Source organism: Facklamia sp. P12945 (genome assembly GCF_050409485.1).
Lineage (GTDB): Bacteria > Bacillota > Bacilli > Lactobacillales > Aerococcaceae > Facklamia.
Window position 1 is genome coordinate 1 of record NZ_JBNUPJ010000060.1, and the last position, 610, is coordinate 610.

Annotated in this window: 1 protein-coding gene; it reads left to right on the top strand. The window is 41.3% G+C overall.

The genetic code is table 11. The features are described 5' to 3' along the window. A partial coding sequence (locus ACQV2X_RS08770) for an ISNCY family transposase (RefSeq protein ID WP_428894432.1) occupies positions 1-610 on the top strand: 610 nt, incomplete at both ends.

Below are 610 nucleotides of genomic sequence, written 5' to 3' on the forward strand. Positions count from 1 at the left end.
AAACAAATCGACTCTCACCCAACGCGAACTCTCCTTGTTGAAAGAGGTCCAATTAGTCGAAGGAAAGAAAGCGCATCCTTCTCGCTCCCGCAAAAAATATGCCGGAGAATTAATTCAAATGGATGCTTCTCAACATGTTTGGTTTGGAACAGAAAAAGCCTTTTTACACGTCGCCATTGATGATGCTTCGGGAGAGATTGTCGGTGCTTTCTTTGACAAGCAAGAAACTTTAGCTGCTTATTATGAAGTTTCTGCTCAGTTTCTAGAAAACAAAGGCATTCCTGTTGAAATTTTGACCGATAATCGCACTATCTTTAAGGCTGGGAGAAAAGAAAAAGGCTCTCTGTCTGACCAGAGAACCTTAACACAGTATGGATATATGTGCCAAAACTTAGGGATTGTCCTGTCGACGACTTCAATCCCCCAAGCTAAAGGACGCGTGGAACGCGTGTTTAACACACTTCAAGACCGCTTAATCAGCGAAATGCGTCTGGCTAATATCCAAACCTTAGCGGAAGCGAATCACTTCTTGATTCAATTTATTCCTCTATTTAATCAGCGATTTGCTTTCCAACTTAAAGATAACCGAAATGTCTTTCAAAAGATAGAC